We start from the raw sequence: 25,559 nt of genomic DNA, 5'->3' as shown, positions 1-25,559 counted from the left end.
GCGGGCCGGACGCCCCGGAGGGCGGGCACTCAGTCCATCGTCGCGCCGATCGTCGACGAGCCCGTGGTCAGGAAGGTCGTGGCGGGCAGCGAGCCGTCGGACTGGCGGGCGTTGTAGCACGTCGTCGCGTCCGTGGAGACGAAGGACGGGGTCGAGATGCCGGAGTCCCAGTTGTTGCCGGCCGAGACGACCGATGAGCTCTTGGAGACCGCGGTGCCGTTGCTCACGGCGAGGTTCTTGCCGAGCCGGGCGGCGCCGGTGGCGAAGTAGTAGCCGTACTTGACGTTGGCGTACGCGGTGGTGCGGTTGATGACGATGGCTCCGGTGTTGCTGTTCTCGGTGAAGCCGCTGCCCTGGTTGTCCCAGGCGGCGGAGTTGTTGACGACGTGGGCGACGACCTCGCCGTCGCCGCCCAGCTTGTAGCCGTTGCCGTCGCCCGCGAAGGCCGAGTCGGACCAGCGGTTCTTGCCGTTGCCGAAGGCCCAGGTGTGCTCGACGGTGACGGGCGAGGAGAAGGACCAGAAATCGATCCCGTCATCCGAGTTGTTGTACAGGCGGGCGCCGGTGATCAGGTTGCCGGTGCCGGAGCCGTACTTGACCGCGATGCCGTCCGCGTTCTCGCCGTGGTTGGCGGGGTCGTAGTGCCCGTAGGAGTCGATGTTCTTGACCGTGTTGTTCGTGGTGCCGTCGCCGGTGAGCGTGAAGCCGGAGTCGCCGCCGTTGATGGTCTTGATGTTGCTCCAGACGGTCCCGGTGCAGGAGGTGCAGACGACCGCGCTGTCCGGCGAGTTCTGGAAGGTGATGTTGGAGACATTCCAGTAGTCGGCGGTCAGCTTGAAGATCCAGTCGCCGTCGGGCAGCGAGGAGCCGTCGATCTTCACCGTCTCCGAGCCGTACGCCTGGAGGTAGATCCGGTTCGAGGAGGTGCCGTTGGTCGTGGACTGGAGGGTGGCCGTCGGGTAGTACGTGCCGGCGCGCACCTGGATGACCGTGCCGGCACTCGCGCTGGAGATGGCGCTGGTCAGTTCCGCCGTGGTGTCGACGACGACGGTGGCGGCGTGCGCCTGGCCGGGCAGGACGGCGAGTCCTGCCCCGGCGGCGACGGCGAGGGCGGTGAGGGAACTGCGGGTACGACGCATGACGTGCGGGTCCTTTCGTCGTGGTGGTGCATGGGGGGATGGGACGAGCGCCCGGCCGGGGACATGACACAGGCTCCGAGGCCGGGCGTCCGGTCAGAGGACCGCGTCGAGCCAGGCGAAGACCTCGTCCTGCATGCGGTCCACGAAGACGTGGCCGAGGTCGGGCCAGGTTCTGGTGTGCAGCCGGTCCCCGGCGTGCCGGGCGCGCCAGACGGCGCGCAGCTTGGTGTAGGCGGTCTCGACGCCCTCGGCGGTGAAGAGGGTGTCCTGGCCGCCGTTGAAGAAGAGCATCGGTCTGGGGGCGGCGATGCTCGCGACGTCGGGGATGTCCAGGTGCCGGGCGAGCCCGGGGTGGAGCATCCAGAACGCCGACTGGCCGCGCAGGGTGTTGTTGCCGGGCACCATCATTTCCTTCAGCCCGGTCATCCAGCAGACGCTGGCCGCGGCGGCGACGGCGTCGGTGAGCGCGGCGGTCTGCCAGGCCCGGTAGGCGCCCATGGAGAAGCCGACGGCGGCGACCCGGCGCCGGTCCACCCGGTCGAGTCCGGCCAGGAACCCGGCGGCGCGTACGTCCTCGAGGGCCATGAGACCGGCCGGGGACGAGCCCAGGTTGTAGAGGTTGCTCGCCAGGGCCTGCTGCTGGTCGTAGGCGATCGGGCCGCGGTCGCCCCAGCCGAGGGCGTCCACGGCGAGGACCGCGTAGCCGCGCCGGGCGAGCTCGTCGCCGACGAACCGGCCGCTGAAGTAGCGGTCGGCCCACGCCTGCGCGGACGGCAGCCGTTCCTCGCCGTCGTACCAGGGCCTGACCAGCTTCTCCTTGCCGATGTCGAACTTCGCGCCGTGGTCGTGCAGGAGCAGCACGGCGGGGAAGGGTCCGGTGCCGTGCGGGGTGAGCAGCGCGCCGCGGACCCGCCCGTACCGGGTGAGGGCGAAGGTGACCAGCTCCCGCGTGTACCCGTCGGCCTCGGCGCGGTCGCCGTACTCCGGCGCGTACGGGGTGTCGTCGTCCCCGGTGAGCAGGCACTCTTCGACCTTCGCCCGTGCGGTGCGGCGCCAGGTGCGGAAGTCCCGGACCGGTGAGGTGCCCCAGGCGAGCGGGAAGTGCAGCTCGTCCTTGAGCGCGGGGTAGAAGTCGGGGAGGTTGCCCTCGACGATCCCGCCGGCACCGGCCGTGGCCGCCTCGACGGGTTCGGCGGCTTCGACGGGTTCGGCGGCTTCGGCGGGTTCGGCGGCTTCGGCGGTCGTCCCCGCCCCGAAGCCCCACAGCGCCGCTGCCCCGGCCCCGGCGACGAACGTCCTCCGGCCCACCCGTGACCGGTCGTCAGCGCCCGTCATGGCCGGGCCTCCAGTCACCGAGGTACGTGCGCGCGGTGTGCTCCCCGGCCTCGCCGGCGGTGAGCTGCGGCCGGTTCTCCGGCACGGTCACCTCGGCGCCGGGCCCGGTGTTGCGGTACTCGCGGAAGCGCATCGTCTGCCAGGGGTAGGCGTCGCGCATGTTGATGTAGGGGGTCACGGCGTCGATGCCGGGGCCGAGCCAGGTGTCCCGCACCACCAGCGAGGGCCACGCGGTCGTCTCGTAGGTCGGCACCCACGGCCGGGCGATCTTGTACGCGCCGTCCTCGGCCCCCGAGGTGATCCGGCTGCGCACGGCCAGGAAGCCGTAGGGGTTGGCGCGGGCCGTCGACGGGGCGAACACCATGCCCTCGGGGGTGAAGTCGACGTCCCGGTCCAGGGTGTGGAAGTGGCAGCGCTCGAAGACGGCCCGCGCCCGCCCGAAGACGAAGTCGACGTCGCCCTCGATGTAGCAGTCGCGGTAGCAGTGCCGGTCGAACGCGGCGAGGTCGCTGGTGTCGGCGAACAGCGTGTCCTGGTGGGCGAGCAGCCGCACCCGCTCGAAGTACGAGCGGTCGCCGGTGACGTAGGCGGCGACGGCCTGCGTCCCGGTGATGTCGGGGTGGTCGGCGCGCAGCCAGTCGTTGGCGAGGGTCAGCCCGCGCACGGTGAGCCCGGGCGCCGCCGAGGTGAAGGTGGCCGAGCCCGCCGTGCCGTACGTGGTCCCGTCGGGCCTGACCGTCCCGTTGGCGTGGTCGTGGACGATGACGGCGTCCCGGGGGTCGGGGCCGGCGCCGCGCAGGGTCAGTCCGGCCTTGCCGGCGGGGACGTTCACGACCTCCCGGTACGTGCCCGGGTGGACCACGATCGTCCAGCCGGGGCCGGTCACCGCGTCGACGGCGGCCTGGACGGAGCCGCCGGGGCGGACGTGCAGGGTCCGGCGGGCGTCCGCGCGGGCGGGCGCCGGGGCGAGGGCGGTCAGCGCCGTGGCCGAGGCGGTGCGGAGGAAGGCGCGCCGTCGCATCTCAGCACTCCTCCCTGGTCCACGGCTTCCAGTCGCCGAGATACGCCCCGCGGGTGGCCGACGCGGCTTCGGCGCGGGTGAGCTGGGGCCGGTTCTCGGGGACGGTCACCTTCGCGCCGGGGCCGGTGTTGCGGTACTCGGCGAACCGCTGCTGCTGCCAGGGGTAGGTGTCCGACATGTTGGTGTAGGGGGCGACCGCGTCGATGCCCGCGCCGAGGCGGGTCTCGCGGACGGTGAGCATCGGCCGGGCGGTGGTGTCGGAGCTGGGCACCCAGGGGCGGGCGAGCTTGTAGTAGGCGTCCGGGGCCTCGCTGGTGACACGGGAGCGGGTGACCAGGTAGCCGCGCGGGTTGGCCCCGGCGGTGGACGGCGCGAAGACGAAGCCGTAGGGGGCCGAGGTCAGGTCGGTGCGCACGAGGGTGTGGAAGTGGCAGTCCTCGTACACCGCGGTGGCCCGGCCGAAGACGAAGTCGACGTCCCCTTCGGCATAGCAGTGCGCGAAGTACTGCCGGGCGAAGACGGTGAGGGCGGTCGAGTCGGCGTACAGCGTGTCCTGGTGGCCGAGGAAGCGGCAGTGGTGGAAGGCGGAGCGGTCGCCCTGCGCCTTGATGGCGACGGCCTGGGTGCCGGTGACGTCGGGGTGGTCGGCGCGCAGCCAGTCGTTGGCGAAGGTGATCCGGCGGGCGGTGAAGCCGTCGGCCTGCACGGTCGTGGTGGCGGAGCCGGTGGTGCCGTAGGTGCCCGAGCCGTCCGGCTTGGGGGTGCCGGCCGCGTTGTCGTAGACGACCACGGTGTCGCGCGGGTCCTCGGCGACGCCGATCCAGGTCATGTCCGTGCGGTCGCTCTTGACGGCGACGGTCTCGCGGTAGACGCCGGGGGCGATGACGAGGGTGGCGCCGGTACCGGCCGCGGTCACGGCGGCCTGGACGGTGGTGTGGTCGCCGAGGCCGCCCGGGTGCACGTACAGGGTCTGTTCGGTCAGGCGGTGGGCGGGGGAACCGTAGCGGCCGAACGGTGCGCGGGACGCGGCGCGGGCGGGGGTGCCGAGCGCGAGCGCGGTGGCGGCACCGGCGCCCGCGAGGAGGAAGGCTCTGCGGCCGGGGGTGCTGCGGGGGTGCTGGGGAAGCATGGCGATGCTCCTTGGCTGTGCGGCTCTTGGGTCTGCGGGGTCCGGAGCGGGGCCGGAGCGGGCGCCCCGGGTGCGGGGCGCGTGGGGGCCGCTCCGGCCCCTCGGGGGGAAGGCCGGTCGTGTCCGGGGTCAGCGGAGCTTGCCCGAGCCGGCGCCGCGGCCGACGACGCCCGGCACCGCCTTCGGGGAGTCGACGTGCGTGCGCAGGGTGGGGGTCCAGCCGGCGCCCGACTGGAGCGTCTCCTCGGGGATCTCCGCGTTGTGCACGGCGATCAGGTCCACCGGACGGCCGTTGACGAGGTTGCCGTCGGCGGTGACCGGGGCCTCCTTCCACTTCTTGAGGACCGTGGCGGCGCTGACGCCCGACGGCAGCGTGAAGGCGTTCTTCTCCGCGACGAGCTGGGACTCCATGCCGACGCCGAAGCTGTAGGCGTACGAGGCGTCGGCGACGTAGTGGTTGTTGTAGACGTCGACCTGGCCGAAGCGGACCCGCGGGGCGCGCTCGACGAGGTGCGAGAACAGGTTGTGGTGCAGCGTGACCTTGAGGTGGCCGCGGTCGATCACGGCGGTGGACTCGCTGTCGCTGTTGCCGATCATCAGGGTCTTGTCGTGCTCGGTGAACACGTTCCAGGAGGCCGTGACGTAGTCGGCGCCCTTGACGATGTCGAGTTCGCCGTCGTGCTGCTGGTAGGTCATCCCGAAGTGGACCGGCAGCGAGCTGTCCGGGTGGTCGCCGTCGGTGAAGGTGTTGTGGTCCAGCCAGACGTGGGTGGAGCCGTAGACCACGGCGCTGTCGTACTCGGAGTTCCAGTTGCCGGTGTCACCGTCGGTGGGGTCCCACTGCGGGAAGCAGTCGAGAGGGCTCTCGAAGGTCAGATTGCGGACGATGACGTTGTCGACGCCCTTGATCTGGAGGCTGGCGCCCTTGATCCCGGCGTTCCGGCCGACGCCGATGATCGTGGTGTTGGCGGGCACGTTCGCCTTGATGGCGGCGTCCTGGACGGCGGCGGAGGCCCGGCGCAGTCCCTCCGGGCTGTCGTCGGGCTCGGCGGTGAGGTCGGTGTCCAGGCCCCAGGTCTCGGGCGCGTACTTCTCCAGGTAGGCGTCGAAGTCGTAGCCGGGGACGGCGAAGGAGTCGCAGCCGTCGGCGTTGGCGTCGATGGCGCCCTTCACCTTGATGATCTTCGGTGCGGTGCCGCCGTCGGCGAGGGCGGCTCTGAACCCGGCCCAGTCGGTGACGGTGTACACGTGCGCGGCGTCGGCGGCCGAGCCGCCGGTGGTGCCCGTCCCGTACGAGCCCCAGCCGTCGCCCGCGGCGAGGGTCTGGCGGGCGGTGTCGCGGCCGTGCGCCTGGGCGGCGGGGCCGGTGACGGTGAGGACGAGGGCGGTGCAGCCCACCAGGGCCGCGGCGACGCGACCGCGCCCCACGGCCGACCCTATGACGCGTCCATGACATTCCTGTGTGCTCAGCGTGCGCGTGCTCGTTGTGCGAGTGCTCATCGTGCGGCTCTCTCTTTCCCTCGGACGGTCGGACGGTCAGGCGGTGGGCCAGGTGATCCAGGACTCGGGGATCTCGTCCTCGAGACGGTGCACGTCCCGGGGCGCGAGCACCCGGCGGTGCAGCAGTTCGCCGGCGACGAGGCAGGCGACGGCGATCGCGCCGGGCGGGTTGAAGTGGGTGTTGTCCTGCTCGGTATCGGTCCAGTTGAAGTACGTCTTGGTCTCCTCGACGCCGAGCTTCTGCCACAGGGCGAGCGACAGGGCCTTGATGTCGAGCAGCGCCACGCCCTCGTCCGCCGCGAGCGCGCGCATCGCTGCCGGATAGTCGCCGTGGGTCGGCACCGCGTTGCCGTCCGCGTCGAACTTCCTGCGCTCGACGGGCGTGGCGAGCACCGGGCGCGCGCCCCGTGCCCTGGCCCCGTCGACGTACTGGCGCAGGTAGTCCTGGTACGTGGTCCAGGGCTCGGTGTAGCGCGTGGGGTCGGCGCTCTTCTCGTCGTTGTGCGCGAACTGGATCAGCAGCAGGTCGCCGGGGCCGATCTCCGCAAGGATCACGTCGAGCCGGCCCTCGTCGATGAAGCTCTTCGAACTGCGGCCGTTGACCGCATGGTTGGCGACCGTCAGCCGGTCCTCGCGGAGGAAGAACGGCAGGGCCATGCCCCAGCCGGTCTCGGGGGCCGCGTCGGCGTACTTCTGGGCGGCGGTGGAGTCACCGGCGATGTACAGGGTGCGGGTGCGGCGCTCCCCGTGCGGTGCGGGGGCGGCGGAGGCGGGACCCGTCGCCGCGACGGCGAGCGGGACGGCGGCGAGCGCCGCGGCGGTCAGGGTTCTGCGGGAGACGGACACGTCGGTGTGCCTCGCTTTCGGGCCTTTCGGGCAGGGGCTTGCGGGCAGGGTCGGTCCATGCGCACGTGCCGAGAGGGAGGGGAGGAGGGGCCGGCGGCGGGTGTCCCCGCCCGGGGTGCCGCCGGCCCGGTCCTGGTGTGCCTGAGCGCCGGCGGTCCTACTTCTGCTGCTCCTTGTACTCCGCCTGCGCCTTGTTGAGCTGGTCCGCCATCGTGTTCAGGAAGTCCTCGGCCGACATCTTGCCGAGCAGGACCTTCTGGAAGTTCGGCTCGTTGTCGGTCTTCGAGATGGTGTTCCAGTCGGGCAGGTAGTACGGGAGCTGCACGATCTTGGTGCTGCCGCTGCCCAGCGCCTCGGCCGCGAGCTTGGTCGGCTCGGCCTTCTGGATCCACGCGTCCTTGGCGGCCTCGGTGTTGGCCGGGATGGCGCCCGCCGACTCGTTCCACTTGCTGTTGGACTCGTGCGAGGCGGCGAACTCGATGAACTTCCAGGCGGCCGACTTGTTCTTGCTCGACTTGAACAGGGCGAGACCGTCGACGGGGTTGGAGACCTGGACCCGTACTCCGTCGTCCGTGGTCGGGTTCGGCAGGCCGCGGAACTTCTCGGTGCCGAGCGCCTTCACGTGGTCCTGGTAGGAGCCCAGGTTGTGGTTCAGCATGCCGATCTTGCCGCTGTCCCACTGGGCGACCATCTTGGTGAAGTCGTTGTTCACGTCGGCCGACGGGGTGTCCTTCTTGTACAGCGCGACGTACTTCTTCAGCGCGGCCACGTTCTTCGGGTCGTTGACCGTGGTCTTGTCACCGTTCCAGAACTCGGTGATCCCGGTCTGGCCGTACATCGCGTCCAGGGCCTGCGCGATGGAGCCCGCGCCGCCGCGGATGGTGTAGCCGAACTCGTTCTTGCCCTTGTCGGTGAGCTTGCCGGCGGCCTCGTAGAACTTGGACCAGGTGGTCGGCTCGTCCACACCGGCCGCCTTGAACAGGTCGGTGCGGTAGTACAGCACGCCGTTGCTGGCCGAGGTGGGCACCGTGAACAGTTTGTCCTGGCCGCCCGCGACCCGCACCGAGTCGAGCATGCCCGCGTTCAGCTTGCCGTTCAGCGAGCTCTTCTCGATCCGCTCGTCCAGCGGCTCGAGCGCGTTCTGCGCGGCGATCCCGGCGAGCATGGCGGCGCCGACCCCGCCGACGTCCGGCAGCCCGCCGCCCTGGATGGAGGTGTCGTACTTGGACTGGACGCTCTCCGAGGGCACCCCGACGTAGTTGACCTTGATGTCCGGGTACTTCTTCTCGAAGTCCTTGATGATCTCCATCCAGATGTCACGGCGGACGGCCGTGTTGTTGTCCCAGAAGGTGATCTCGCCCTTGCCCGAACCCTCGTCCCCCTTGTCGCCGCCGCTCCCGCTGCCGTCGTCACCGCAGGCGGTGGCGGTCAGCGCGAGCACGGCGCTCAGGGCGACGGCGCCGGCTGCGCGACGTCCGGTCCGGCTGCTTCTGCGCGAATTGATGTTCATGGTCCGGCTCTTCTCTTCTGTCCCGTTGTTCTGGATGGATCCAGCGGTGATGTGATCTAGCGGTGATGTGCGGTGGTGCGTGGTGCTGTGGGGTCTGTCGGTGCGCGGCACGGGCCCGGCTCAGCGCCGGACCGCGGCGTACGGCGCCCAGCCGTCCGTCCCGTTCAGGTAGTCGGCGACGGTGTGCCGGGCGGCGTCGGCCGCCGTCATCTGCGGGCGGTCGGCGGTGACGGCCGCGCCTGGGCCGTGATTGCGGTATTCGGCGAAGCGGGCGTCCTTCCACGAGAAGCCGCTCATGTCGGTCCAGGGCGACGCCTTGATCGCGGCGGGCAGTTCGGTGTCCCGGATCAGCACCTGGGCGACCGCGTCGGGTTCGCCGCCCGGGTGCCAGGGCCGGCCGAGGTGGAAGGTCCCGGCGGGCGCGTCGCTGACCACCTTGGACCGGGTGATCAGGAACCCGTAGGGGTTGTCCTTCCAGGTCGAGGCGGCGGTGAGGTAGCCGTTGTTGCTGTCGGAGCCCCGGCTGAGCGCGCGGATCACCGAGTGCTCGATCACGGTGGTGGCGCGCCCGTAGACGAAGTCGACGTCGCCCTCGATGGAGGAGTCGCGGACGTAGACCCGGCTGACCGTGTCCAGCTTCGGGCTGTCGGTCATCAGGGTGTCCTGGTTGCCGAGGAAGGCCGTGTTCTCGAAGACGATCCGGTCGCCCGTCGTCTTCATGGCCAGCGCCTGTTCGGAGCCGTACTCGTGGGCTGCCTCGTCGAAGTCGTTGCTGAAGGTGAGGTCGCGCGCGGTGACGTCGTCGGCGGCGATCCGCACGGTGGCGCTCCCGGTGGAGCCGCCGGACTCGGCCGGCGTGTCGTACACGAGCACGGTGTCGGAGCGGTCGCGTCCGGTGCCCTGGAGCACCACATGTCCCTTGCCCGCGGGGATCAGGACCTTGGCCCGGTAGGTGCCGGGCGCGATGGCGATGGTCACCGTGGTGGCGTTGCCGTCGGGGACGGCGTCCACGGCCGCCTGGACGGTCGGGTAGTCGGCCGGGACGCGCAGCACCGTGCCGAGGGCCCGCTGCGGTCCGGCGTACGTGCGCAGCAGCGCCGGGACGGCGGAGGCGGGGTCGAGCCGGTAGGCGTAGAAGGCGTGCGGGTCGAAGGCCGTGCCCCACGCGTCCCGGCGTCCGGTGGTGTTCCTCAGGACCGAGCCGCGCTGCACCAGCTCGGCGGTGGCGTCGGCCTGGTAGGGGTGCTGGACCCCGTCGTAGTAGCTGTTCTCGATGACCATCTTCGTGGCGCCGCGCGACCAGTTGCCGTACGTCCACACCGGGTCGCCGTCGGCGACCTGCGCGGAGAGGTAGTTGTTGTAGAGGTGCGCGTGGGCGCAGTTGTCCGCCGAGGGGTTGCGCTGCTTGGTGGCCTCGAACCAGTTGTGGTCGATGGTGATCTGTGTGGTGACGTCCTCGGTCCAGCCGATGCCGAACGCCTTGTTGTGGTGGTCGAACCGGTTGTAGGAGACGGTGACGTACTGGCTGTTCTTGCGGATGTCGAGCAGCCCGTCGCCCATGTGCGTGAACCGGTTGTGGTCGATCCAGACGTGGTCGGCGGTGTCCATCTGGATCGCGTCGAAGTCCTGCGTCTTGCCGTCCCAGTCGCCCTCCACGTAGGAGTCGCGGATGGTCAGGTTGCGGATGATCACGTTGTGCGTGCCGGGGTCCAGGTGCAGTTCGCCGTGGACGATCTCCCCGGTGTCCCCGACGCCGATGATCGTCTTGTCCGAGGCGACGGTGATGTCCGAGCCGAACGGCTCGACGGCGATGGCTCCGGCCACCCGGATGACGTACGGCTCCTCGGCCGCCGCGTACGCCGCGAGCGACGCCTGGTCGGTGACCGTGACGACCCCGCCGCCCGCACCGCCCGTGGTGCCGCCGGCCAGCGAGGCGAAGCCGTGCGCCCGGTCGGAAAGGCGGCCGGCCGCAGGTGCGGAGGCGGCGGCCTCCGGCGCGGCGGCGGAGGCGGCGGTGGTGACGGTGGCGGCCTGCGCCTGACCGGCCGTGCCGAGCCCGAGGGCGGCGAGCAGCCCGGCGAGGGCCGCCGCGACCACGGCGAGGCGCGGGCGCGGGGGTAACCCCGGTCTCCCGTGCGGCAAGCGCTTGCTACGGAGGTGCGTCATTGCTTCTCCCGACAGGCGTACGGACGGCTGACGTTGCCCCTAGGGGGCGGCGGTGATCCGGAACGAGGTGAACGTGGCCGCGCCGGCGTGGCCGCCGCCGGACGGTGCGAGCGCGAAGAGTCCGAGCAGGGCGCCGACCCAGCGCCAGGGGGTGGCGGCGAACACCGGGCCCGAGGGGCGCGGGCCGTCGCCGAGGTCGGCGAAGAAGCGGCAGCGGGCCCCGGCGGAGGTCTCGATGCGCAGCCGGGCGCGCCCGCCGGGCGCCGGGCGCGGGTGCGCGGCGTCCCGTTCGTGTTCGGCGACGGACTCGGCGAACCGGTGCACCAGGTGGACCGAGCCGTCCGCGGCCCGTTCCAGCCCGATCCAGCCGAACGCGTCCCCGAGCACGGCGAGCCCGGCCCGCGCCCCCGGTTCCTCGCTGTCCAGCCGCAGGTCGACCTCGACGACGGCCGGGATCCCGGGCAGCCGCTGGGTCAGCACGTTCGCCAGCCTGCGCAGGTCGTGCGCGTCGCCGGTGCGGACGCAGGTCAGCCGGAGCCCGTCGCCCGCGTGCCCGGTGGCCCAGTCCTTGCCGGGGTTGGCGGTCCACTGCCACTGGGGGCCGAACCGGCCGCCGGGGAAGTCGTCGTCGGTGGCCGGGGCCGCCGGGCGCTGCGGCGGCAGGTCCGGCTTGCGGTGCGTGCCGACCGGTTCGCCGTCATCACCGATCACCGGCCAGCCCTCCGTCGTCCAGCGCAGCGGCTGGAGGTGGACGACCCGCCCGTACGGGCCCCGGGACTGGAAGTGCAGGAACCAGTCCTCGCCCGACGCCGTGCGCACCCAGCCGCCCTGGTGCGGGCCGTTGACCCCGGTGCCGCCCTGCTCCAGCGCGATCCGCTCCTCGTAGGGACCGGAGAACGAGCGCGAGCGCAGGACGCCCTGCCAGCCGGTCTCCACTCCCCCGGCCGGGGCGAAGATCCAGAACCAGCCGTCGTGCCGGTAGAGCTTGGGGCCTTCGAGGGTGAACCAGCCGGGGATGCGGTCGCCGTCGACGATCACCTCGCCGTCGTCGAGCAGCCCGGTGCCGTCGGGCCGCATCCGGTGGCCGGTCAGCCGGTTCTTGACGCCGGAACGGGACTTCGCCCAGGCGTGCACGAGGTACGCCTCGCCGGTCTCCTCGTCCCACAGCGGGCAGGCGTCGATGAGCCCCTTGCCCGCCTTGACCAGGTGCGGCCGGGTCCAGGGCCCGCTGATCCCGGGGGCGTTGATCTGGAAGATCCCCTGGTCGGGGTCGCCCCAGAAGATCCAGAAGCGGTCGTCGTGGCGGCGCAGGGACGGTGCCCACACCCCGCAGTCGTGCCGGGGCGCGGTGAACTCGCGTGCCGGTTCGAGCCGGGTCAGGGCGTGTCCGATCAGCGTCCAGTTGACCAGGTCGCGGGAGTGCAGCAGCGGCAGGCCCGGGGCGCGCCCGAAGCTGGAGGCGGTCAGGTAGAAGTCGTCGCCGTCGCGCACCACGTCCGGGTCGGACCAGTCGGCGTTCAGGACCGGGTTGCGGTAGGTGCCGTCACCGAGATCGGCGGAGAAAGAGGAGTCGGCGGACGTCACGGGCTCACCGCCTTCCGTACCAGGGCCGCGGCCCCGTCGCGCTCCAGACGGCCGTCCGCGACGACGGTGACCACCCGCCGTACGACGGTCTCCCCGGCCGGGAGCGGCAGCCGCCGGTCATGGGCGAGGGAGGAGCCGACGCCCGGGTACTCGGCGGTGCGCACGAACCACGGGTCGCGGCGGGTGGCGTCGGTGGCCCCGGCGAAGACGAGCGTCCAGGTCTCGCCCGCGAGGGCCAGCCAGTCGGCGCGGCTGCCGTGCACGGTCTCCTCGCCCTCGCCGCCCGCGGTGAACACCCGCGGCGGCGCCTCCTCCTTGCGGGCCCGCCAGAAGAACCCGCCGTACGCCGCTCCCGGCCGCCCGTTGGTGGCGGGGCTGCCGAAGGACAGCTCCCGCCCGGTGGTGTTGGTCAGCGAGAAGGTGAAGTCCAGCGCCCAGGCGGCGGTGGTGAGTTCGGTGGCGGCGACGGTACGGCGCTCGCGCAGCAGCTCGTGGTCGGCGGCCACCCAGCGCAGCTCCTCCACGAACCCGTCGGGGTCCTTGAGCTGGAAGGCGGTGTGCCGCTGGGTGCCGTGGTTGTCGAGCTCGGTGGGCCCCTGCCCGCGGACGTAGGTGCGCCCGCCCCAGAAGTTGTGCCCCTCGACGTCGGGAACGGCGACACCGACGCCGAGGTGGTGTGCGTGGTCGGCGGGGCCCCGCTCGGTGACCGCCGTACCGGACAGGGTGGTGACGGGGTGCAGGTACGGGCGCGGGGAGAGGCGTACGGGCAGCTCGGGCCGGACCACGTACCGGCCGACGGGGCGGCCCGCGACGCGCAGGACGGGTGAGTCGTGGGTCATCGGCCGCTCACCTCGTCCGGGCGCGCCCAGGAGACGCCTAGTTCGGAGTAGAGGGCGAGGGTGTCGGCGGCGGCGGCCACGAGTCCGTCGATGCCGGTGACGACGCGGCGGTTCTCGGCGGGCAGCCGTTCCCAGGCGCCGGCCGGGAGCCGGTCCGGGTCGGGGGCCCGCCGGATCGCCTCCACCACCTTCATGAAGGCGCCCGTCGACTCGGGCGCGACCAGGAGCGGGGTGGAGTCCGTGAGGTGCGCGACCAGGTTCTCCAGCAGGTCGGTGCGGCCGTACTCGGTCTCTTCGGGGCCGTGCCCGGAGCGCTGGACGAGCACCCGGTCCTGCTTGTACCAGAAGGTGATCCGGCCGCTGTCGCCGTGCACCAGGACGTAGGGCTCGCCGGGCCGTTCGGCGCAGAGCGTGGCGGCCACCGTGATCCGGCGGCCGTCCCGCGTGGTGACCCGTACGCAGGAGGTGTCGTCGGACTCGATGTCGTTGGCGCGCAGCAGTTCGGTCTCGATCCCGGCGACGTCGTCGGCGCGGGTGCTGCCGTCCAGGGCGAGCGCGGTGGCGACGGCGTGCGCGAGGGGGTTGGTGAGCACCCCGTCGACGACGTCGGCGCCGTCCATGCGGCGGCGGCCCGCCCAGGGCGCCCGCCGGTAGTACGCCTCGTCGCGCGCCCAGGCTCCGGCCGCGCCGATCCCGGTCACCTCGCCGAGCACGCCCTTGGCGATCAGCTCGCGGATCGCGGGCACGGCGTGCGAGCCGAGCGACTGGAAGCCGATCTGGCAGACCGTGCCGGCCGCGGCGATCCCGTCCGCCATCCGCCGGAACTCGGCGTAGGACGGCGCGGGCGGCTTCTCCAGGAGCAGGTGGACGCCCCGTTCGGCGGCGGTCAGCGCGAGGTCGGTGTGGGTGGGGATCGGGGTGCAGATCACGGCGATCGCCGCCCCGGTGGAGTCCAGCAGGGCGCCGAAGTCGGCGGACTGCTCCGGGGTGCCGAGGCCGGTCAGCTCGTCCTCGGTGAGCGGGGTGAGGTCGCAGACGCCGGCCAGCCGGACGAGGCCCTTGTCCTGAAGGCGGCGGATGTTCGCCAGGTGCCAGTGGCCGTGGCCGCGGGCGCCCGCGAGGACGACCGGCAGCGCGGTGCGCGCCGGTATGTGCGCGCTCATCGGATCCTCCCCGCGCCGGCCCCGCGCGCCACCGCGCGGTCGGCCCGCTCGGCGCTGTCGATCGTCCCGTGCAGGACGGGCGTCCAGCCGACGTCGTCGGTCAGATCGCGTTCGCTGCCGGAGTTGTACGCGTTGTGGATGGCGAGCAGGTCGACGGGATAGCCGTTGAAGAGCGTCCCGGTCTGGTGCAGCGCGCTGCCGTTCCAGCTCTTCACCAGGTCGGCCACCTCCACGTGCGAGGGTGTGCGGAAGGAGTTGTTCTCGGCGTAGACCGCGGACTCGGTGGAGACGCCGAGCGAGTAGCGGTACTCGGAGCCCTCGGGCACCACGTACCGGTTGTCGTAGACGTGGACCTGGCCGAAGCGGACGCGGGGCGCGCGCTGCACGACGGAGTCGAACTCGTTGTGGTGCAGGGTGACGCGCAGCCTGCCGCGGTCGCCGGTGGCCGAGTCGCTGTTGCCGATCAGCATCGCCTTGTCGTGTCCGGTGAACCGGCTCCAGGAGACGGTGACCAGGTCGGAGCCGCCTGTGATGTCCAGCAGGCCGTCGTGGCGCAGGTAGTTGCGCGCGAAGTACGCCGGCTCGTCCGCGTCGGGGTGGCCCTCGTCGCTCGCGGTGATGTGGTCGACCCACACATGGGTGGCGCCGCTCAGCCACAGGTTGTCGTACGCCGTCTTCCAGTCGCCGAGGCCGCCGGTGTTCGGCTGCCAGACGGGGAAGCAGTCGTAGGCGTCGCGGAGTTCGAGGTTGCGGACGATGACGTTGTCCGCGTCCTTGACCTGGAGGCTCGCGCCCTTGAGGACGGCGCCGGAGCCGAGGCCGACGATCGTGGTGTTGGAGCCGACGCGCAGTTCGACCCGCTCGGCCTGCCGGGCCGCCGATGCCTGCCGGGCCTCCTCCTGCGCGCCGCTGGGCTTGGCCGGGCCCCAGGTGCGCGGATCGTAGGCGGCCAGGTACTTCTTGAGTGTGTAGCCGCCGGTGGCGTAGTCGTCGCAGCCGAGGCGGTCGCCGTCGTCGCCGGTGTTGGCGTCGATGGTCCCCGCGATCCGGATGATCTTCGGGACGGCGCTGCCTCCGTCGAGCGCGCGGACCAGTTCGGCCCGGGTGCGTACGGTGAGGACGTGCGCGTCGTCGGCCGCGGCGCCGCCGGTGGTGCCGCCGTCGGCGGCGGCCCAGCCGTCGTCGGCGGCGAGGGTGTCGCGGCCGATGTCACGGGCCTCGGCGCCGGCCGGGCTGCCGAGCAGGCCCAGCAGCCCGGCGACGGCCGCCGCCCGGAGGACTCTTCGTATGCCCGTCATCCCTTCACCGCCCCCGCGCTGAAGCCGGTGATCAGCCACTTCTGGATGAAGGCGAAGACGATGACGACCGGGACGGCGGCGATGATGCCGCCCGCGGCGAGCGCTCCGAGGTCGACGCTGTCGGAGCTCATCAGGGTGTTGAGGCCGACGGGCAGCGTCTGCTGGTCCTGGTTGCTGAGGAACATCAGGGCGAACAGGAAGTGGTTCCAGGCGTGCACGAAGGCGAAGGAGCCGACGGCGATCAGGCCGGGCCGCAGCAGCGGCAGGACGACGACCCGGAAGGCGTGGAAGCGGTTGCAGCCGTCCACCCAGGCGGCCTCCTCCAGCGAGTACGGCACGTTCCTGATGAACCCGCTGATCAGGATCATCGACAGGGGGAGCTGGAAGACGGTCTCGGCGATGATGACGCTGCCCAGTGAGTTGATCATCTGGAGCTTGGCGAAGATCTGGAAGAGCGGCACGAGGAGCAGCGCGCCGGGCACGAACTGCGAGCAGAGCAGCGCCAGCATGAACGCGCGCTTGATCCGGAAGTCGAAGCGGGCCAGCGCGTAGCCCCCGGCCAGCGCGATGACCGTGGTCATCACCAGGGTGGCGACCCCGATCAGCACGCTGTTCTGGAAGTAGGTCCCGAAGCTCCGCTCGGTCCACACCTTGTCGAAGTGCTCGAAGGTCATGGGCCAGGGCACGAGTGAGGTCGAGCCCGGCGGGCGCAGCGCGAAGAGCAGGATCCAGTAGAAGGGGACCAGCGTGAAGAGCAGGTAGACGGTCAGGGGCAGGTAGATCTGCCAGCGGGGCACCTCGTCCCAGGCGCGGCGTCTTCCGCGCGGGCGCTGCGGCGGGGCCTCGGCCCGCGGGGCGGGAGCCACGGGCACGCGCGTCCCGGCGTCCTTGGTGATCACTTGTCGCCACCTCCGAACTTGCTCAGTCGCAGGTAGACGATCGAGCAGAAGAGCAGAATCACGAACGCCACCGTCGTCAGGGCCGACGCGTAGCCGAAGTTGTGGGCGTCGACGCTGGTGTTGGCGATGTAGAGCGGCAGGGTGGTCGTCTCGCCCGCGGGTCCGCCGCCGGTCAGCGTGTAGAGCAGGTCGACGTTGTTGAACTCCCAGACCGCGCGCAGCAGCGTGGACAGGACGATGGCGTCCTTCAGGTGCGGCAGCGTGATGTGCAGGAACTGCCTCAGCCGGCTCGCTCCGTCGACCTCGGCGGCCTCGTACAGGTCCTTGGAGACGGACTGGAGGTCGGCGAGGATCAGGATGGCGAAGAAGGGGACGCCGCGCCACAGGTCGGCGACGACGGCCGCCGGGAAGACGGTGGCGGTGTCCGACAGCCAGCTCGTGCCGTACTCGCCGATGCCCATGTCGGCGAGGTAACGGGTGATGCCCGTCTGGGAGTTGTAGAGCAGCACCCAGATCGCGGAGGTCAGCACGCCGGAGACGGCCCACGGCGAGAAGACCAGGGCGCGGCCGAGCGCCCGGCCGGCGAAGGTCTGGTTGACGATCAGCGCGAGCGCCAGGCCGAAGAGCAGTTGCAGGCCCACCTCGACGACGACCCATTTGACGCTGAAGGTGAGCGTGTCCCAGAACTGGGGGTCGGCGGTGAAGGCGTGGGTGAAGTTCTCCAGGCCCGCATAGCCGTTCCGCCACGGCTTGGTCGGGTTGTAGTCCTGGAGGCTGTAGTAGAAGACGCTGATGACCGGGTAGGCGATGAAGCCCAGCATCAGCAGGCCCGCCGGGGCGATCAGCAGATACGGCAGTCTGCGCGGCGTCGCCGAGCCACGGCGGCGCCGGGGCGGCGCGGGCTGTTTCGCCACGGCTGCGGCATGGGCCATGACTTGTTCTCCGTTCTCGGTGTGCGGTGTTTCTCATGATCGAAGCGCTTGCGGGAAGCGCTTACTGCGTGGGTCGAAAAGTCCGGCCGGCGGTTCGCGCGGCCGGTGTGCTCAGCCCGCGTAGGGGTCGGGCACCTTGCCCGGGCGGGCCAGGAAGGCGAAGTCGCAGCCGGTGTCGGCCTGGGTGATCTGCTCGTTGTAGAGCGCCCCGTAGCCGCGCTCGAAGCGCTCGGGCGGCGGCGTCCAGGCGGCCCGGCGGCGCGCCAGCTCGGCGTCGTCCACGTGCAGCCGCAGACTCCGCGCCGCCACGTCGAGGGTGATCGTGTCCCCGCTGCGCACCAGCGCGAGCGGCCCGCCGACGTACGACTCCGGTGCCACGTGCAGCACGCAGGCGCCGTAACTGGTGCCGCTCATCCGGGCGTCGGAGATCCGCACCATGTCCCGCACCCCCTGCTTGAGCAGGTGGTCGGGGAGGGGCAGCATGCCGTACTCGGGCATGCCGGGCCCGCCCTTGGGACCGGAGTTGCGCAGCACGAGCACGCTCTCGGCGGTAATGCCGAGAGACGGGTCGTTGATGGTGCGCTGCATGGTCCGGTAGTCGTCGAAGACGACCGCGGGTCCGGTGTGCTTCAGCAGGTGCGGCTCGGCGGCGATGTGCTTGATGACGGCGCCGTCCGGGCAGAGGTTGCCGCGCAGGACGGCGACACCGCCCTCGTCGGCGACCGGGTTCTCCCGGGTGCGGATCACGTCGTCGTCGTGCACGCGCGCGCCGGCCAGCTGCTCGCGCATGCTGTCGTGCGACACCGTCGGCCGGTCCAGGTGCAGCAGGTCGGTGATCCGCGACAGGAAGCCGGGCAGCCCGCCGGCGAAGTGGAAGTCCTCCATCAGGTACGGGCCGCCGCCGGGCCGGACGTTGGCGAGGACCGGCACGGTCCGCGCGATCCGGTCGAAGTCGTCCAGGGTGAGGGTGACCCCGGCCCGCCCGGCCATGGCGATCAGATGGATCACGGCGTTGGTCGAGCCGCCGAGTCCGAGGACGGTCGTCACGGCGTCCGCGAAGGCGTCGGCGGTGAGGATGTCGGACAGCTTGCGGTCCCGGCGTACGAGTTCCACGATCCGGAGTCCCGCCGCGGCGGCCATCCGGTCGTGCCCCGAGTCGACGGCGGGGATGCTGGAGGCGCCCGGCACCGTCACGCCCAGCGCCTCGGCGGCGGCGGTCAGCGTGGACGCCGTGCCCATGGTCATGCAGTGCCCTGGCGACCGGGCGAGGCCGCTCTCCAGCTCGGCCATCTCGCAGTCGCCGATCAGCCCGGCGCGCTTGTCGTCCCAGTACTTCCACATGTCGGTGCCGGAGCCGAGGACCTCGTTGCGCCAGTGGCCCGGCAGCATCGGCCCGGCGGGCACGAAGACGGCGGGCAGGTCGGCGGTGGCCGCGCCCATGAGCAGCGCGGGCGTGGACTTGTCGCAGCCGCCCATCAGCACCGCGCCGTCGACCGGGTACGAGCGCAGCAGCTCCTCGGTCTCCATCGCGAGCAGGTTGCGGTAGAGCATCGGGGTCGGCTTCTGGAAGGTCTCGCTCAGCGTGGACACCGGGAATTCGAGCGGGAAGCCCCCGGCCTGCCACACCCCCCGCTTCACGGCCTGCGCGCGGTCCCGCAGGTGCACGTGGCAGGGGTTGATGTCGGACCACGTGTTGAGGATCGCGATGACCGGCTTGCCGAGGTGCTCCTCGGGGAGGTAGCCGAGCTGCCGGGTGCGGGCCCGGTGGCTGAAGGAGCGCAGGCCCTCCGTCCCGTACCACTGGTGGCTGCGCAGTTCTCCGGAGACCTCGTTCACAGCGCCCACCCCGCGGCTATCGCGGCGACCTCCGCGCGCTCGTCCTCGGGCAGCGGCTTGCTCGGCGCCCGTACGTCGCGGCGGCACAGGCCGAGCGAGGCCAGCGCCTCCTTGACCACGGTCACGTTGTTGGCGGAGCTGTCGGCGGCGCGCAGCTCCTCGAAGCGGCGGATCTGCTCCCAGACCTTCATGGCGGCCGGATAGTCGCCCGATCGAAGCGCTTCGATCATGTTCAGCGAAAGAGCCGGGGCGACGTTCACGAGCCCCGAGGTGAAGCCGGTGGCGCCCGCCGAGAAGTACGAGGGCGCGTACGGCTCGGCGAGCCCCGCCACCCAGACGAAGCGGTCCAGGCCCGCGTCCCGAGCGAAGGCGGCGAAGCGCGCGGCGTCCGGGACGGCGTACTTGACCCCGATGACGTTCGGGCAGTCGTCGGCGAGTTCGGCGAGCCGCGCCCCGGAGAGCAGCGGGTTGCGCAGATAGGGCACGACGCCCAGCTCGGGCACGGCCTCGGCGATGGCCCGGTGGTAGTCGACCCAGCCGCCCTCCGACACGTACGGGTGCACGGGCTGGTGCACCATCACCATCTGCGCGCCGTGCTCCCGGGCGTGCCGCGCGGAGGCGACGGCCGTCGGCACATCGTGGCCGACCCCGACCAGGATCGCGGCCCGTCCGCCCGCCTCCTCGACGGTCAGCTCGGTGACGGTCTGCCGCTCCTCGGGGGTGAGCGCGTAGAACTCGCCGGTGTTCCCGTTCGGCGTCAGGGTGCGGATGCCACCGTCCAGCAACCGGCGCAGCAGGGCCCGATGGGTGTCGCGGTCGATCGAGCCGTCCGCCGTGAACGGGGTCACGGGGATCGCCACGACCTCGGCGAGCGCCGCCCGCTGGGTCTCGTACGTCGCTGTCATCGCTGTTCATCCTCTTCCTGGCCCTGGGGGAAGGCCCGTTGCACGAACGAGGCGATATGCGCGTGCAGGGCGCCGGCCGCGCCGTCGGCGTCCCCGTCGAGGGCGAGCCGCAGGATCTCCCGGTGCTCGTCGGCCTCGCGCTCCCAGGAGGGGTCGGCGGCCCAGGCGACGGCGGAGACCAGGGCGGCCTGGTCCCGTACCTCGTCGAGCATCCGGCCGAGCAGCGGGTTGCCGCAGGAGAGGTACAGGGCGCGGTGGAACTCCCGGTTGGCCAGCGAGCGTTCGGCGGTGTCGGCGGCGCGGTCGGAGCGGGTGAGCGCGTCGCGCGCGGCGTCGAGGGACGCCCCGCGCCGCACGGCCCGCCGCAGCGCCTCGGGTTCGAGCAGCAGCCGGACGTCGTAGACCTCGCGTGCCATGTCCGCGTCCACCATGCGCACCGTGACGCCCTTGTACTGGCTCATCACGACGAGCCCGGTGCCGGCCAGGGTCTTGAGCGCCTCGCGCACCGGGGTCTTGGACACCCCGAACCGCGCGGCCAGCTCGGTCTCGACCAGGGCCTGCCCCGGGGTCAGCTGCCCGGTGAGGATGCGGTGCTTGATCCCCTCCAGGACGTACTGCGTGCGGGAGGGGATCGGGGTCGGCACAGAGGTCATGCGCGCCTCTCGGATCTCGCATATCGCGTCTCATATATGACGTACGAAGTACGACGCGATGAAGCTAGGGGCGCGCCCGTGTCCCGTCAACGCTTCCGGCAGAGAAAACTGACGGTCCCGTACACGTATCCGTACGGACGGTCACGGGTTCCTGTGCGGGGCTCGGCCGGTCGAGTCACGGCTTCCAGTGCGGGTCCCGGCCGCTGAGGCCGATCACGTGGTCCAGGAGCGGGGCGTCCTCCGGTACCGGCACGACCGGGCCGAAGGCGCCGCCGCCGCGGTTCGGCGCCTCGGCCGCCGCGAGCAGGAAGCCGTACGCGGCGCGCAGGGCGCCCGGGTCCGGCTCGTAGTCCTGGCCGGTGGCCCTCGCCAGGTCCCAGCCGTGCACGACGAGTTCGTCCGCGGCGACCGCCCCGGCCACCGAGCCGGGCAGGTCGACGCCGCCCGCGCGGGTCTCGCCGGTCCAGGCCGCCGGCTCGCGCCAGGCGTCGGCGAGGCCGTCGAGCGCCTTCACCAGTGTCTCGCGCCAGTCCGGCCCGAGGCCCCGCGGCGAGGCGCCCCCGGGGACGTCCGTGCTGACCCCCAGGTCCTTGCGGGCGGCGTCCCGGAAGGCCGCGGAGAGCCCGATCAGATGGCGCAGCAGGTCGCGCACCGGGAGGTCCGGGCAGGGCGTGACGGCGTCGAGCCGCTCGTCGCGCACGCCCGCCGCGAGGCGCGCCACGATCAGGGCCTGCGGCCCGAGGTCCAGCGGGGTGTCGGTCATACGTCATCTCTCCTCGGCTCACGAGGCCCCGTTCGAGCGGGCGCCTCCGGGAGATGGACCGCCGGCGCCGCGGAAACTCATCGCCGGGGAGCCGCCGCGGACAACCCGGCGCCGAGAAGTCGTCGTTGCAATGCGCCGCAGAAGGCTGGCCGCCGCTCGGGACCGCCGCGATGCTCGGTGCATCCCGGTGCGTCCCGGTGCACCGACCGCGCGAGGGAGCGTTTCATGAAAGCGATCGTCCAGGACGCCTACGGCTCCGCCGACCGGCTCGAACTGCGTGACATCGACCGCCCCGTGCCCCGCTCGGGCGAAGTCCTTGTCCGGATCAGAGCGGCCGGCGTGGACCCCAGCGTGTGGCACCTGATGACGGGCCGGCCGTACGTGGCCCGGCTCGCCCTCGGGGTGCGCAGGCCCCGCAACCCGGTGCGCGGCTGGGACGGCGCCGGGGTCGTGGAGGCGGTCGGCGGGGAGGTGACCGGCCTGAAGCCGGGCGACGAGGTCTTCGGCGTCTGCGACGGCTCGTTCGCCGAGTACGCGCGCGCCAAGGCCGGCCACGTCGTCGCCAAGCCGCCGGGCCTCTCCTTCGAACAGGCCGCCGTGCTGCCGACGTCCGGGCTCACCGCGTTCCAGGCCCTCAGCGGCACGGCTCGTCCGCGCCCGGGCCAGGACGTCCTGGTCATCGGCGCCTCCGGCGGGGTCGGCACGTACGCCGTGCAGCTCGCCGTCCACCACGGCGCCCGCGTCACGGGCGTCTGCGGCCCGGCGGGCGCGGACCTCGTACGGTCCCTGGGCGCGGCGGACGTCGTCGACTACACCCGCGGGGAGATCACCGACGCGGGCCGCCGGTACGACGTCGTGCTGGACAACGCGGGCAACCGCCCCCTCTCCCTCCTCCGCCGCGTCCTGGCCCCGCGCGGGACCCTCGTCATCATCGGGGGCGAGCGCGGCGGCGCCTGGTTCGGCGGTCTGCACCGGGGGCTGGGGGCCGTGCTGCTCTCCCCGTTCGTCCGGCAGAACCTCCGCAACCTGGTGGAGAAGCCCGCCCGGGAGGACCTGGCCGCCCTGCGGGACCTGGCCGACAGCGGCGCGCTCCTCCCGGTCGTCGAGCGCACCTACCCACTGCCCGAGGCACCCGCGGCGGTACGCCACCTGAGAGAGGGCCACCCCTTGGGCAAGCTGGCCGTCACCGTATGACGCCGCCCAGCCGCGCCCGCGTCGACCTCGCGCCACCACGCGTCACCCGCCCGCCGCGCACGCCGCGCCCGCGCACGCCACGCCCAGCCGCCCGCCGCCGCGTCAGCCACGCCCAGCCCGCCCAGCCGCGCCAGCCGCGCCCCGCCGTCCAAGCCACGGCCGCCCTGTCAGCCGCACGCCACCGTGCCTGCCGCGCCCAGCCGCACGCCACCGTGCCAGCCGCCCGCCGCCGCGTCAGCCACGCCCAGCCCGCCCCGCCGCGCCAGCCGCGCCCCGCCGTCCAAGCCACGGCCGCCCTGTCAGCCGCACGCCACCGTGCCTGCCACGCACACCGAGCCCGCGCCTGCCGCGCACGCCAAGCCCGCGCATGCCGCATTCAGCCACGCCCAGCCGCGCGCCGCCGCGTCATCCGCACACCGTCGTCCCAGCCGCGCCCCGCCGCGTCACCCGCCCCTCGTAAACACCTCCCCCACGCGCGCGAGGTCCGCGTCGGAGGCGAGGCCGGCGTGGTAGAGCCGGGCCTCGGTCGCGCCGAGGTCCGCCGCTCGGGCCAGGTCGGCGCCGAGGGTCGCCGGGCTGCCGCCCATGCCGCTCACGACGGTGAAGTTGGCCGCCAGCACCCGCCCCTCGGCCCGCTGTTCCGCGAAGGGGGTCAGCAGCTCCGGGCCCCCGGTGCACGGGACCACGACGCCGTCGGCGACCGACAGGATGTGCGCGGGGTCGACCCCGGCGTTGGCTCCGCAGTGGTACGACACGGGGTCGGCGTGCAGCAGTACACGGAAGCCGTCCGGGGCGGCGGCGCGGACGGCGGCGACGGTGTCCGCCTGGAGGGACGCGGCGACGGAGTCCCGCCACGCGCGCGTGCCCGCCGCGAGCTCCGCGCCGAGCAGCTTCTCCACCGGCTCCCACCCCCCGGCGGGACACTCACCGCGCCAGACCGGCTCCAGCGCCCGCCGCACCGCGGCCCGCACCTCCCCCGCGTCCAGCCCCTGTTCCGCGTAACCGCCCTCGCACGCCGGACAGAAGCACAGCGACATCAGGTACTGCCCGGCCTCCCCAAGGGCCACGCCGCCGGTCTTGTCGTGGGCGTGCAGATGCGCGAGCCCGTACCAGCCGAGGGACTCCAGCTCCGTACCCCCGGCGCCGGGCCGCACCGCCGACTCCACGGCCAGGCCGACGAGGTACTCGCGAGTGCCGGGCTGGGCGATGCAGGGCGCCCACGGATACCGGTCCCCGTAGGCGTTGACCACGCAGGTGTCGGGGAACTCCGCTCCGAGGCGGGAGTTGTGGGCGAGCACCACCCAGGTGTGCACGTCGAGCCCGGCCCCGGCGAGCGCCGCCGCCGCCTCCCCGTACGCGTCGCCGGGCGCCCAGTCGCCCGCCGGATACGGGCGCAGCCGGCGTCCCTCCCAGCGGGCGGCGTCGACCGGGTACAGCACGGCGGCGTGTTCGGCGGTGACGATGCGGTGGCGCGGGTGACGGGGGGTCAGGGCGCGGGTGGAGTGGTAGGCGGCGGCGAGTGTCACCTGCCGGACGCCGAGGCGGGCGATGCGTTCGGGGGCCTCCGGGTCGCCGTTGACGTCCCACGGGTAGACGAAGGCGGCGGCCGGCAGCGCGGTCACCGGCCCTCCTCGGCCAGCACGTGGCCGCGCTCGATCAGCTCGGCGAGCCGCTTGACGTGGTCACCGGCCGGTTCGTGCAGCGGCGGCCGCACCTCGCCCACGTCCAGGCCGCGCAGCCGCACCCCGGCCTTGACCAGCGAGACGGCGTAACCGCGGCCCTGGGCTCGCAGCTCGACGAAGGGCCGGTAGAAGCCGTCGACGAGCCGCTGCGCGGTGGCGTCGTCCCCGGAGTTCAGCGCCCGGTGGAAGGCGAGGGCGATCTCGGGCGCGAAGCAGAAGACGGCGGAGGAGTAGAGGGTGATGCCGATGCCGCGGTAGGCGGGCATGGTGAGTTCGGCGGTCGGCAGTCCGTTGAAGTAGAGGAAGTCTCCGGGTGCCTCCTCCCGCACGGCGCTCACGATGCGCTGCATCAGATCGAGGTCGCCGACCCCGTCCTTGAGCCCGATGATCCCGTCGGTGCGCGCCAGTCCGGCCACGGTCCCGGGGGTGAACACCGCGTTGTCCCGCTGGTAGACGACGGTGTCGAGGGAGGTCGCGGCGGCGAGCTCGCGGTAGTGCCGCAGCAGCCCCTCCTGCCCGGCCACCACGAGGTACGGGGGCATGGCGAGCAGCCCGTCGGCCCCGGCCTCCTCGGCGAGCCGCGCGTACCGCACGGCGAGCGCGGTCCCGTACCCGGCCCCGGCGATCACCGGCACCCGCCCCGCCGTCTCGTCCACGGCGGCCCGTACGCACTCCTGGAACTCCTCCGGGGTGAGCGCGTGGAACTCGCCGGTGCCACAGCACGCGAAGACGGCGGCGGCACCGGCCTCGACGCCCCGGCGTACGTGCTCGCGGTAGACGTCGAGGTCGACCGAGCCGTCGGGTCCGTACGCGGTGACGGGGAAGAACAACGGGCCGCTGGGGGCGCGCAGTCGAGCGGCGAGAGTGGCTGACGTCACGGGCTCTCCCTGAACAGGCACGGCGCCCGGCGCGGCGCGCCCGACCGGCGCTCACGCGCACTACGCGGTGCACGTCTCTGATTCACGTCCATATCTCTGAACAGGCCCACGCTAAGCCGCCGCCTCGGGGCCGGTCAAGCAGGCAAACCCGCAATACAGAGGCGGATTTGACACCTTCACGGGACACGCGCAGGACACTTGACGCAGAGCACCGGCGCTCCCTAGCGTGTCCACGGATGTGAATGTGATACACGCATGCGTATGGCATGTGGGCCGCCGATGCAAGG

21 protein-coding genes are annotated in these 25,559 nt (G+C 72.4%); 1 reads left to right on the top strand and 20 read right to left on the bottom strand.

The genetic code is table 11. The features are described from left to right. Nucleotides 1-29: 29 nt before the first annotated feature. The 18 genes from ACFV6E_RS16280 to ACFV6E_RS16195 form a co-directional block, all read right to left on the bottom strand. Nucleotides 30-1,139, bottom strand: coding sequence for a pectate lyase (locus tag ACFV6E_RS16280; protein WP_385167544.1), 1,110 nt, complete (start codon nucleotides 1,137-1,139; stop codon nucleotides 30-32). Nucleotides 1,140-1,232: 93 nt separating this feature from the next. Further along, a complete protein-coding gene (locus ACFV6E_RS16275) occupies nucleotides 1,233-2,474 on the bottom strand; it encodes a dienelactone hydrolase family protein (protein WP_385462157.1) in 1,242 nt (413 codons plus the stop codon). Then, entirely contained in the window at nucleotides 2,461-3,495 is a 1,035-nt protein-coding gene (locus tag ACFV6E_RS16270; RefSeq protein ID WP_385167541.1) for a pectinesterase family protein, read from the bottom strand. The genes ACFV6E_RS16275 and ACFV6E_RS16270 overlap by 14 nt, the downstream gene beginning before the upstream one ends. Before the next feature lies 1 nt (nucleotide 3,496). Next, nucleotides 3,497-4,624, bottom strand: coding sequence for a pectinesterase family protein (locus tag ACFV6E_RS16265; RefSeq protein WP_385462154.1), 1,128 nt, complete (start codon nucleotides 4,622-4,624; stop codon nucleotides 3,497-3,499). A gap of 129 nt (nucleotides 4,625-4,753) precedes the next feature. Further along, nucleotides 4,754-6,094: a polysaccharide lyase family 1 protein gene (locus tag ACFV6E_RS16260; protein WP_385462268.1), complete on the bottom strand. Its 1,341-nt coding sequence runs from the start codon at nucleotides 6,092-6,094 to the stop codon at nucleotides 4,754-4,756. Between the two features lie 66 nt (nucleotides 6,095-6,160). Beyond that, the gene (locus tag ACFV6E_RS16255) at nucleotides 6,161-6,970 is read right to left on the bottom strand and encodes a rhamnogalacturonan acetylesterase (protein WP_385462152.1); all 810 of its coding nucleotides are present in this window, start codon (nucleotides 6,968-6,970) and stop codon (nucleotides 6,161-6,163) included. A gap of 157 nt (nucleotides 6,971-7,127) precedes the next feature. Next, nucleotides 7,128-8,480 carry an ABC transporter substrate-binding protein gene (locus tag ACFV6E_RS16250; RefSeq protein WP_385167536.1) on the bottom strand — a complete coding sequence of 451 codons (1,353 nt, stop codon included), beginning with the start codon at nucleotides 8,478-8,480 and terminating at the stop codon, nucleotides 7,128-7,130. 120 nt (nucleotides 8,481-8,600) lie between these two features. After that, on the bottom strand, nucleotides 8,601-10,646 hold the full coding sequence (locus ACFV6E_RS16245) for a pectinesterase family protein (RefSeq protein WP_385167534.1): 2,046 nt from the start codon (nucleotides 10,644-10,646) through the stop codon (nucleotides 8,601-8,603). A gap of 39 nt (nucleotides 10,647-10,685) precedes the next feature. Further along, nucleotides 10,686-12,230 carry a family 43 glycosylhydrolase gene (locus tag ACFV6E_RS16240; protein ID WP_385462149.1) on the bottom strand — a complete coding sequence of 515 codons (1,545 nt, stop codon included), beginning with the start codon at nucleotides 12,228-12,230 and terminating at the stop codon, nucleotides 10,686-10,688. Next, nucleotides 12,227-13,069: a PmoA family protein gene (locus ACFV6E_RS16235; RefSeq protein WP_385167530.1), complete on the bottom strand. Its 843-nt coding sequence runs from the start codon at nucleotides 13,067-13,069 to the stop codon at nucleotides 12,227-12,229. The genes ACFV6E_RS16240 and ACFV6E_RS16235 overlap by 4 nt, the downstream gene beginning before the upstream one ends. After that, nucleotides 13,066-14,232 carry a Gfo/Idh/MocA family protein gene (locus ACFV6E_RS16230; RefSeq protein WP_385462146.1) on the bottom strand — a complete coding sequence of 389 codons (1,167 nt, stop codon included), beginning with the start codon at nucleotides 14,230-14,232 and terminating at the stop codon, nucleotides 13,066-13,068. The genes ACFV6E_RS16235 and ACFV6E_RS16230 overlap by 4 nt, the downstream gene beginning before the upstream one ends. Beyond that, nucleotides 14,229-15,530 (bottom strand): polysaccharide lyase family 1 protein, encoded by a 1,302-nt coding sequence (locus ACFV6E_RS16225; RefSeq protein ID WP_385167526.1) that lies wholly within the window; start codon nucleotides 15,528-15,530, stop codon nucleotides 14,229-14,231. Before ACFV6E_RS16225 ends, ACFV6E_RS16230 begins: the two co-directional genes overlap by 4 nt. After that, entirely contained in the window at nucleotides 15,527-16,429 is a 903-nt protein-coding gene (locus ACFV6E_RS16220; RefSeq protein WP_385167524.1) for a carbohydrate ABC transporter permease, read from the bottom strand. The genes ACFV6E_RS16225 and ACFV6E_RS16220 overlap by 4 nt, the downstream gene beginning before the upstream one ends. Beyond that, nucleotides 16,426-17,361 carry a carbohydrate ABC transporter permease gene (locus tag ACFV6E_RS16215; protein WP_385167523.1) on the bottom strand — a complete coding sequence of 312 codons (936 nt, stop codon included), beginning with the start codon at nucleotides 17,359-17,361 and terminating at the stop codon, nucleotides 16,426-16,428. The genes ACFV6E_RS16220 and ACFV6E_RS16215 overlap by 4 nt, the downstream gene beginning before the upstream one ends. A 111-nt stretch (nucleotides 17,362-17,472) precedes the next feature. Further along, nucleotides 17,473-19,197: an L-arabinonate dehydratase gene (araD, locus tag ACFV6E_RS16210; RefSeq protein ID WP_385167521.1), complete on the bottom strand. Its 1,725-nt coding sequence runs from the start codon at nucleotides 19,195-19,197 to the stop codon at nucleotides 17,473-17,475. Next, entirely contained in the window at nucleotides 19,194-20,102 is a 909-nt protein-coding gene (locus ACFV6E_RS16205; protein ID WP_385167519.1) for a dihydrodipicolinate synthase family protein, read from the bottom strand. The genes araD and ACFV6E_RS16205 overlap by 4 nt, the downstream gene beginning before the upstream one ends. After that, nucleotides 20,099-20,755 carry a GntR family transcriptional regulator gene (locus ACFV6E_RS16200; protein ID WP_385167517.1) on the bottom strand — a complete coding sequence of 219 codons (657 nt, stop codon included), beginning with the start codon at nucleotides 20,753-20,755 and terminating at the stop codon, nucleotides 20,099-20,101. Before ACFV6E_RS16200 ends, ACFV6E_RS16205 begins: the two co-directional genes overlap by 4 nt. Nucleotides 20,756-20,930: 175 nt before the next feature. Next, nucleotides 20,931-21,518, bottom strand: a complete 588-nt coding sequence (locus ACFV6E_RS16195) for a TIGR03086 family metal-binding protein (RefSeq protein WP_385167515.1) — start codon at nucleotides 21,516-21,518, stop codon at nucleotides 20,931-20,933. 225 nt (nucleotides 21,519-21,743) lie between these two features. Here ACFV6E_RS16195 and ACFV6E_RS16190 point away from each other — a divergent pair, with 225 nt between their 5' ends. Beyond that, nucleotides 21,744-22,712 carry an NAD(P)-dependent alcohol dehydrogenase gene (locus ACFV6E_RS16190; protein WP_385167513.1) on the top strand — a complete coding sequence of 323 codons (969 nt, stop codon included), beginning with the start codon at nucleotides 21,744-21,746 and terminating at the stop codon, nucleotides 22,710-22,712. 443 nt (nucleotides 22,713-23,155) lie between these two features. On the opposite strand, the gene ACFV6E_RS16185 is transcribed toward ACFV6E_RS16190, so the two are convergent. Next, nucleotides 23,156-24,325: a hypothetical protein gene (locus ACFV6E_RS16185; protein ID WP_385176837.1), complete on the bottom strand. Its 1,170-nt coding sequence runs from the start codon at nucleotides 24,323-24,325 to the stop codon at nucleotides 23,156-23,158. Between the two features lie 5 nt (nucleotides 24,326-24,330). Then, nucleotides 24,331-25,272 (bottom strand): 5-dehydro-4-deoxyglucarate dehydratase, encoded by a 942-nt coding sequence (locus tag ACFV6E_RS16180; RefSeq protein ID WP_385462143.1) that lies wholly within the window; start codon nucleotides 25,270-25,272, stop codon nucleotides 24,331-24,333. Nucleotides 25,273-25,559 lie beyond the last annotated feature (287 nt).

The organism is Streptomyces sp. NPDC059785 (assembly GCF_042732375.1).
GTDB lineage: Bacteria > Actinomycetota > Actinomycetes > Streptomycetales > Streptomycetaceae > Streptomyces.
The sequence above is the reverse complement of the archived record's forward strand: the minus strand, read 5'-3'. Positions and strand labels throughout refer to the sequence as shown.